Annotated in this window: 6 protein-coding genes; all 6 read left to right on the forward strand. The window is 38.1% G+C overall.

The window, feature by feature from the left end; genetic code table 11:
• Nucleotides 1-8: 8 nt before the first annotated feature.
• The 6 genes from ACO6FI_RS07910 (at nucleotide 9) to ACO6FI_RS07935 (ending at nucleotide 7,254) form a co-directional block, all read left to right on the forward strand.
• Nucleotides 9-2,465 carry a glycogen/starch/alpha-glucan phosphorylase gene (locus tag ACO6FI_RS07910; protein WP_485456861.1) on the forward strand — a complete coding sequence of 819 codons (2,457 nt, stop codon included), beginning with the start codon at nucleotides 9-11 and terminating at the stop codon, nucleotides 2,463-2,465.
• A complete protein-coding gene (locus ACO6FI_RS07915; RefSeq protein ID WP_485456862.1) occupies nucleotides 2,455-3,252 on the forward strand; it encodes an HAD family hydrolase in 798 nt (265 codons plus the stop codon). Before ACO6FI_RS07910 ends, ACO6FI_RS07915 begins: the two co-directional genes overlap by 11 nt.
• 51 nt (nucleotides 3,253-3,303) lie before the next feature.
• Complete coding sequence (locus ACO6FI_RS07920) at nucleotides 3,304-5,082, forward strand: aminopeptidase P family protein (RefSeq protein ID WP_485456863.1); 1,779 nt, start codon at nucleotides 3,304-3,306, stop codon at nucleotides 5,080-5,082.
• Nucleotides 5,052-6,230, forward strand: coding sequence for a 23S rRNA (uracil(1939)-C(5))-methyltransferase RlmD (gene rlmD / locus ACO6FI_RS07925; RefSeq protein ID WP_485456864.1), 1,179 nt, complete (start codon nucleotides 5,052-5,054; stop codon nucleotides 6,228-6,230). The genes ACO6FI_RS07920 and rlmD overlap by 31 nt, the downstream gene beginning before the upstream one ends.
• Nucleotides 6,231-6,341: 111 nt before the next feature.
• On the forward strand, nucleotides 6,342-6,785 hold the full coding sequence (locus tag ACO6FI_RS07930; protein ID WP_485456865.1) for an SMI1/KNR4 family protein: 444 nt from the start codon (nucleotides 6,342-6,344) through the stop codon (nucleotides 6,783-6,785).
• Nucleotides 6,786-7,026: 241 nt separating this feature from the next.
• Entirely contained in the window at nucleotides 7,027-7,254 is a 228-nt protein-coding gene (locus tag ACO6FI_RS07935) for a winged helix-turn-helix domain-containing protein (protein ID WP_485456866.1), read from the forward strand.
• The last annotated feature ends 285 nt before the right edge of the window (nucleotides 7,255-7,539 follow it).

A 7,539-nucleotide genomic window follows, 5' to 3' on the forward strand; every position in this document is an offset into this window, starting at 1 on the left:
TACTTACGATGATGAACGCTAAGGAATTAAAAAAGGCTATAGAAGATAATGTAAAGGTATTGTACAGAAAGACTATAGACGAGGCGAGTAAAGAGCAGGTTTTTTATGCTCTTTCCTATGCCATAAAAGATACTGTCATAGATGAATGGATAAATACACATAAGGCATATGATAAGCAGGATGCAAAGATTTTATACTACCTTTCAATGGAGTTTTTGATAGGCAGAGCGCTTGGCAACAATATCATAAACCTGGGTGCAAGAAAAGAAGTGGCACAGGTTTTAGAGGAGCTCGGATTTGACCTTACAGATATAGAAGATCAGGAGAGCGATCCTGCACTTGGAAACGGAGGTCTTGGAAGACTTGCCGCATGCTTCCTTGATTCACTTGCGACACTGAATTATCCGGCATACGGCTGCGGTATCAGATACCACTACGGTATGTTCAAGCAAAAGATAGAGAACGGATATCAAAAGGAAGTTCCGGATGACTGGATCAAAAACGGATATCCTTTTGAAATAAAGAGAAGCGAATACTCTTATATTGTAAAATTCGGCGGAAATGTAAGAGTCGAGAATGTAGACGGTAAGGAGAAGTTTATACAGGAAAACTACGGTTCGGTAAAGGCTATACCTTATGATATGCCGGTACTCGGATATGAGAACGGAATGGTAAATTCACTTCGTATCTGGGATGCGGAGGCTATTACAAACTTCAGCCTTGAGCAGTTTGATAAGGGTGACTATCAAAAGGCACTTGAGCAGGAAAACCTTGCAAAGACTCTTGTAGAGGTGCTTTATCCGAATGATAATCACTATGCGGGTAAGGAGCTTAGGTTAAAGCAGCAGTACTTCTTTATCTCAGCCAGCCTTCAAAGAGCGCTTGATAAGTTCAAGTCAACTCACAGCGATATACATATGCTGCCGGAGAAGGTGGTATTCCAGCTGAATGATACACATCCGACTGTTGCAATACCTGAGCTTATGAGACTTCTTTTGGATGAGGAAGGTCTGAACTGGGATGAGGCATGGAATATCACAAGCAGATGTATGGCATATACCAATCATACCATCATGTCCGAGGCGCTTGAAAAGTGGCCTATTGATCTGTTTAAGTCTTTACTTCCAAGAGTTTATCAGATAGTGGAAGAGATAAACAAAAGATTTGTAATGCAGATAAGAGACAGATATCCAAATAATGCCGCTGAAAAAGAAAAGAAGATGGCAATACTCTATGACGGTCAGGTCAGAATGGCATATATGGCTATAGTTGCCGGATTTTCAGTAAACGGTGTGGCAAAGCTTCATACAGAGATACTGAAGCATCAGGAACTGAAGGATTTCTATGAGATGATGCCTGAGAAGTTCAACAATAAGACAAACGGTATCACACAGAGAAGATTCCTTGTACATGCAAATCCTCTTTTAACCGATTGGATTACAAAGAAACTTGGAAGTGATAAATTTATTACAGATTTACCACAGCTCTCAGGCTTAAAGCAGTATTTAAACGATGACAAGTCTTTGGAAGAGTTTATGGAGATTAAATATCAAAATAAATTAAGACTTGTAAGGTATATTAAGGAACATAACGGTATAGATGTGGATCCGAATTCCATCTTTGATGTACAGGTAAAGAGACTTCACGAGTACAAGCGTCAGCTTTTAAATATCCTTCATGTAATGTATCTTTATAATAAGCTTAAAAATGATGATAACTTCGATATGTATCCGAGAACATTTATCTTCGGAGCAAAGGCTGCGGCAGGATACAGAAGAGCAAAGCAGACTATTAAGCTTATAAATTCAGTAGCGGATGTCATCAATAATGACAAGAGCATAAACGGTAAGATAAAGGTGGTATTTATAGAGGATTATAAGGTATCCAATGCCGAGATAATCTTCGCTGCGGCGGATGTCAGTGAGCAGATTTCCACGGCAAGTAAAGAGGCTTCAGGTACCGGAAATATGAAATTTATGTTAAACGGAGCACCTACCTTAGGAACTATGGACGGTGCAAATGTGGAAATAGTGGAAGAAGTTGGAAGAGATAATGCGTTTATCTTCGGACTTTCTTCAGATGAGGTAATCGCCTATGAGAACAACGGCGGATATGACCCTATGACTATCTTCAACTCCGATACTGAAATCAGAACGGTGCTTATGCAGCTTGTAAACGGATTCTATTCTCCGAACAATACCGAGGAGTTTAGAGAAATCTATGATTCACTTTTAAAGAAGCAGGGCAATGACAGAGCGGATGTATACTTTATTCTTAAGGACTTCAGAAGCTATGCCAAAGCACATGAGGAAGTGGAGAAAGCCTATAAAGATAAGAAGAGATGGGCAAAGATGGCACTTACACAGACTGCCAACGCAGGTAAGTTCTCATCTGACAGAACTATCGAGGAGTATGTAAGAGATATTTGGCATCTCACTAAGTTAAGGTTGGATAATGCAAAATAGAAAAATTTTCAGTTTTGATATTGATATGACACTCTTAGAGCATAAGACTTATAAGATAACACCTTCCGCTCTTTTAGCTATAGAAAGACTGAAGGAGCAGGGTCATGTCATAGTCCTTGCTACAGGAAGAAATCCTGAAAACAGTGACAGTAAGCAATTTGTGGATATAGTAAAACCGGATGCGGTAATCGGACTGAACGGTACCTTGGTAAAGGTGGGAGAAGAAAAGCTTTTTGAACATTTCTTTGACAAGGATGTTTTAAAAAGGCTTGCAAAGTTTGTAGAAGGTAAGGACTGTGCATTGGGCCTTACATTGGAAGATAAGGACTATTATTTCAATCAAAATGTAATAGATGATTATGACAAAAAGAGATGGGGAGAGAGCTTCAGAAAGTTTTACCTTCCCGAGGAGTTGTTTGATTTGCCTGTAAGGACACTTACATATGTAGGTCCTCCAAGCGGTGCAAAGGAGATAGAAGAAAACTTCCCTACTCTTAAGCTTCCGCTTTTTGCCGGAATGTTCGGAGCCGATGTTATAGAGAAATGTGCAAGCAAGGCCGAGGGCTTGAAGTTACTGTGTAAATATTATAATATTGACATCAAGGATACGGTTGCCTTCGGTGATTCTATGAATGACAAGGAAATAATAGAGGAGTCAGGATTTGGAATAGCTATGGGCAATGCAATAGAGGAACTAAAAAAATATGCGGACTATGTTACCGATGATATTACAGATAACGGAGTCTATAATGCACTGGAAAAGTTCGGTTATATAAATACTAAATAGATTATGCAATACCTTGGCAAGCTTAAGCCAAGGTATTGTGAAAGGAGCATTATGAGAGCGACAATTGTTGATTTGAGAAAAGTAATGCAAAGAGAGGGGATAGACGCATGGATATCCCCTTCTTCCGATGCACATCAAAGTGAATATCCTACAGAATATGACAAATGCAGAAGATTTCTAAGCGGATTTACAGGAAGTGCGGGAACACTGCTTGTTCTTAAGGAAGAAGCTTATCTTTGGACTGACGGAAGATATTTTTTGCAGGCGGAAAGTGAGCTTAAGGACTCAGGTATTACACTTATGAAGATGGGCGAGTCAGGAGTACCTACTTTGGATGAATTGCTTGAAAAAAAGTTAAAGAGCGGTGAAGTACTCGGATTTAACGGGTCGGTACTCAGCTTTTCTGAGGGCAAGGTCATTGCAGGCAAGGTGGTAAAAAACGGTGTTAAGCTAAAAATCGGAAAAGATATCACAAATGAAATATGGCTTGACAGACCTGAAAAGCCGCATACAAAGGTATTTATATTGGATGAAAAGTATGCAGGAAAGTCGGCAAGTACCAAGATAAATGAAGTCAGAGAGAGGATGAACGGAAAGGATTTGCTTATAATCTCTTCACTGTCCGATATCGCATGGCTTACAAACCTTAGAGCTTTTGATATACAGTGCAATCCGCTGTTTTTATCTTATTTTATACTTGAAAAGGACAGAGCGACTATATTTATACAGGATAAGTCACTGACTGACGAAGTAAGAGAATACCTTAAGAAAAACGGTATTGAAATAAAGCCTTATGACGATTTTGATGAGACCGTGGCAGGTATTTCTCACAAAGAGATACTCTTTGATGAGGCTGATGTAAGCTATAAGACTTTTATCTCTATAAGTAAAAAAGAAAATGCCAACAAGCTCTACTCAGTGTTAAGTCCAGTAACATATCTGAAGAATATAAAGAACGAAGTGGAAGTTGCCAATACAAAGAAGTCACATCTAAGAGACGGTGTATACATGGCAAAGTATATCTATTGGCTGAAAAATCAGGTAAAAAACGGAGCAAATCTTACAGAGAAGACCGCTTCAGACTACCTTTACAATCTAAGAAGAGAAGATGAACTCTTCCTTGATTTAAGCTTCCCTACTATCTCTGGATATGCGGACAACGGTGCAATAGTTCACTACGAGGCTGAGTATGAGACCGCAAAGAAGCTTGAAGCTAAAGGACTTTATTTGTTTGATTCGGGTGCCACATATAAGGACGGTACCACAGATGTTACAAGAACAATTTCTCTTGGAGAAAATACCGATGAGGAAAAGCTTCACTATACACTTGTAACCATCGGTATGCTTAGACTTTTAAATACCACATTTAAAAGAGGCGCTATAGGAGTATGTCTTGATATAAAGGCAAGAGAAGCACTTTGGGAGTACGGTCTTGACTATAATCACGGTACAGGTCACGGTGTAGGTTTTGTAAATACTGTACATGAGATGCCTACATCTATCAGAAACAAGATAAATAAAGATGTATACAGAAATCTTGAGTTTGAGCCGGGAATGATAATGAGTGATGAGCCGGGCGTATATATAAGCGGCAAGCACGGTATCAGAATGGAAATTTTGATGACTGTAGTGGACAAGGGAGAAGGATTTTTAGGATTTGAACCGCTTACAATGGCACCTATTGACAATGAGCCGCTTTTGGTGGATGTAATGACAAAGAGAGATATAGAATTTTATAATAATTATCAAAAACAAGTCTATGATTCCATATCCGGCGGATTAAATGAAGAAGAGAAGGCATGGCTGAAAGAAGTAACAAAGGAAATTTAAAGTCCAAAAAGGATTTAAAATGCAGTGTCGCAAAAAAATGCGGAGGCTGCGATTATATAAACAGCCCATATGATAAGCATGTCAAAGAAAAGCTTGAGAATGCAAATTTTTTGATAAAAAAGTATGGCAAGTTTGACGGGATTGTCTCAATGGACAATCCCTATCATTATAGGAACAAAGTAAGCGCGGTTTTCGGCTTTGAAAACAAGAAAATCATTGCAGGCACCTACGAAAAGAATTCACACAGAGTTGTGGATACAAAAAACTGTCTGATTGAAGATGAGAAGGCGGGAAGTATCATACAGACCATCAAAAAAATGTGTATTTCATTTAAAATAAAGGCATATGATGAGGACACAGGCTTCGGCTTCTTGCGCCATGTGCTGATACGTGTAGGCAAGAAAAGCGGTCAGATTATGGTGGTTTTGGTGACCTCGAATGTAATATTCCCAAATAAGAACGCCTTTATAAAGGTACTTAGAGGAGAACATCCCGAGATAACTACAATAGTTCAAAATATAAACAATAAAAACACCAGTATGGTACTTGGTGACAGGGAAATAGTGATGTATGGAAAGGGCTACATCACAGATGAACTATGTGGACTTACATTCAAGATCTCACTGAAGTCGTTCTATCAGGTAAACAGAGACCAGACTGAAAAGCTTTATTCTCAGGCAATAGAGTATGCCGGTTTGCAAGGGGATGAGATACTGCTTGATGCCTATTCCGGAATTGGAACTATCGGACTGATTGCGTCAAAGTCCGTAAAGGAAGTAATATCTGTGGAGCTGAATAAGGATGCCCACAAAGATGCTATCACAAATGCGAAGATAAACAATATAAAGAATGTAAAATTCTATAATGCAGATGCAACCCACTTTATAAACGATTTGGCGGCAGCTAATGAAAAGATAGATGTTGTAATATTAGATCCCCCAAGAACCGGCTCCACAGAGGAGTTTATAGCCGCGGTAGGCAGGCTGAAACCGAAGAAAGTGGTATATGTTTCCTGCAATCCGGAGACACTGGCAAGGGATTTGGAAGTTTTCAAGAAGCAAAGGTACAGATTTGAGAAAGGGATGGTATTTGATTGCTTTTGCCATACGAAGCATGCGGAGACTGTGGCATTGTTGGAGAGGCAATGATATATTATTTTTATCCCTTAAAATATACTACATTTTAAGGGATAAGCTAAGAAATAAGGGAATGTCAATCTCTATATAATAAAGCATCTATAATTTCATTAAGGAGCGAAAATGTGTAATATTGTTTTAGAAAAACACTTTGACAGGATTAAGGCGGCTTACGAAGCAAGTGTGTTCACAAAAGGTATCAGGCCGGAGTCTGAGGATAATATAAAAAAGTTTGAATCAAATTATGACTCCATACCGTCAGAGTACCGTTGGCTGCTACTTAACATGGGAGGTTGCTATTTGGCGGAACCGTGGATTTTTGACTTAAAGGAGCTGGAGGAAAACTATAAATTCTTTGAAGAAGCATATGAGGAGTATATGAGCGGATGTGAACACGGGAAAGCCTTTCCTGTCGGAGGATTAGGTGACGGAAGCATCGTATTTATAGACTTGGAAAGTGGTAAAGTGCGTGGATATAATAATGACTATACTGACCTTGAGGAAATTGCAGAGAGCTTTTCTGAGCTTATTTTAGATTTGGTGGAACAGGTGGAAAGCTGTTCTTGATACAAGAGCCACTATAATTGGTATACATTTAACCTAAATTATTCGTGGTAACAACATGAAAGTGGATGAACGAGTACATTATTACTATGTTTTTACTGAATATTACAATTCACTTATTAAGTGAATGATAAAGAGCGTCCATTTGTAGGAATATATATTTACAAGGATAGAATTTCTTTTGTAAACTATAACAGGCCACTTCCTACTGTAACTATCGAAGCTCTTAATAGGGATAGAAGTTTTGATAGACGGCAGTATCTTAATAAAGAACTTAAAAATTGAGAAATCCGTACCGAATAGAATTATTGAATTGATGATTATGGAGCCAAATATTACAGCAAAACAAATTGCGGAACATTTAAATGTTTCTTTTGACGGAGTTCGTTATCACATAAAAAAATTAAGAGCAGACGGTAAGATTAAAAGAGAAGGCTCTACCAAATCAGGTAAATGGGTAGTGATGAATTAAAATAAACAAAATTACAGAATCAAAAGGTGATTAGAGTTTTGTTTGGAGAAAAGAAGAAGATAAAAATGCAAATAAATGATTTTCATAACATTATGTAGCTTGCAAAACGAGATAGTTTGCGTAGTGAAGCAGAATATCTAAAGCTCTTAAAGGTTGTCGATATGTTTTCTATAGGCATCTTGACAAATATTGAATTATAATTTATTATTAAATATAAATTCAGTATTAACATAGAAAGAGGTGTGCTATGGCACAAGTATTAAAAGAAGAAGTTAGAAATAGAAT

This window comes from Lachnoanaerobaculum sp. (assembly GCF_057250505.1).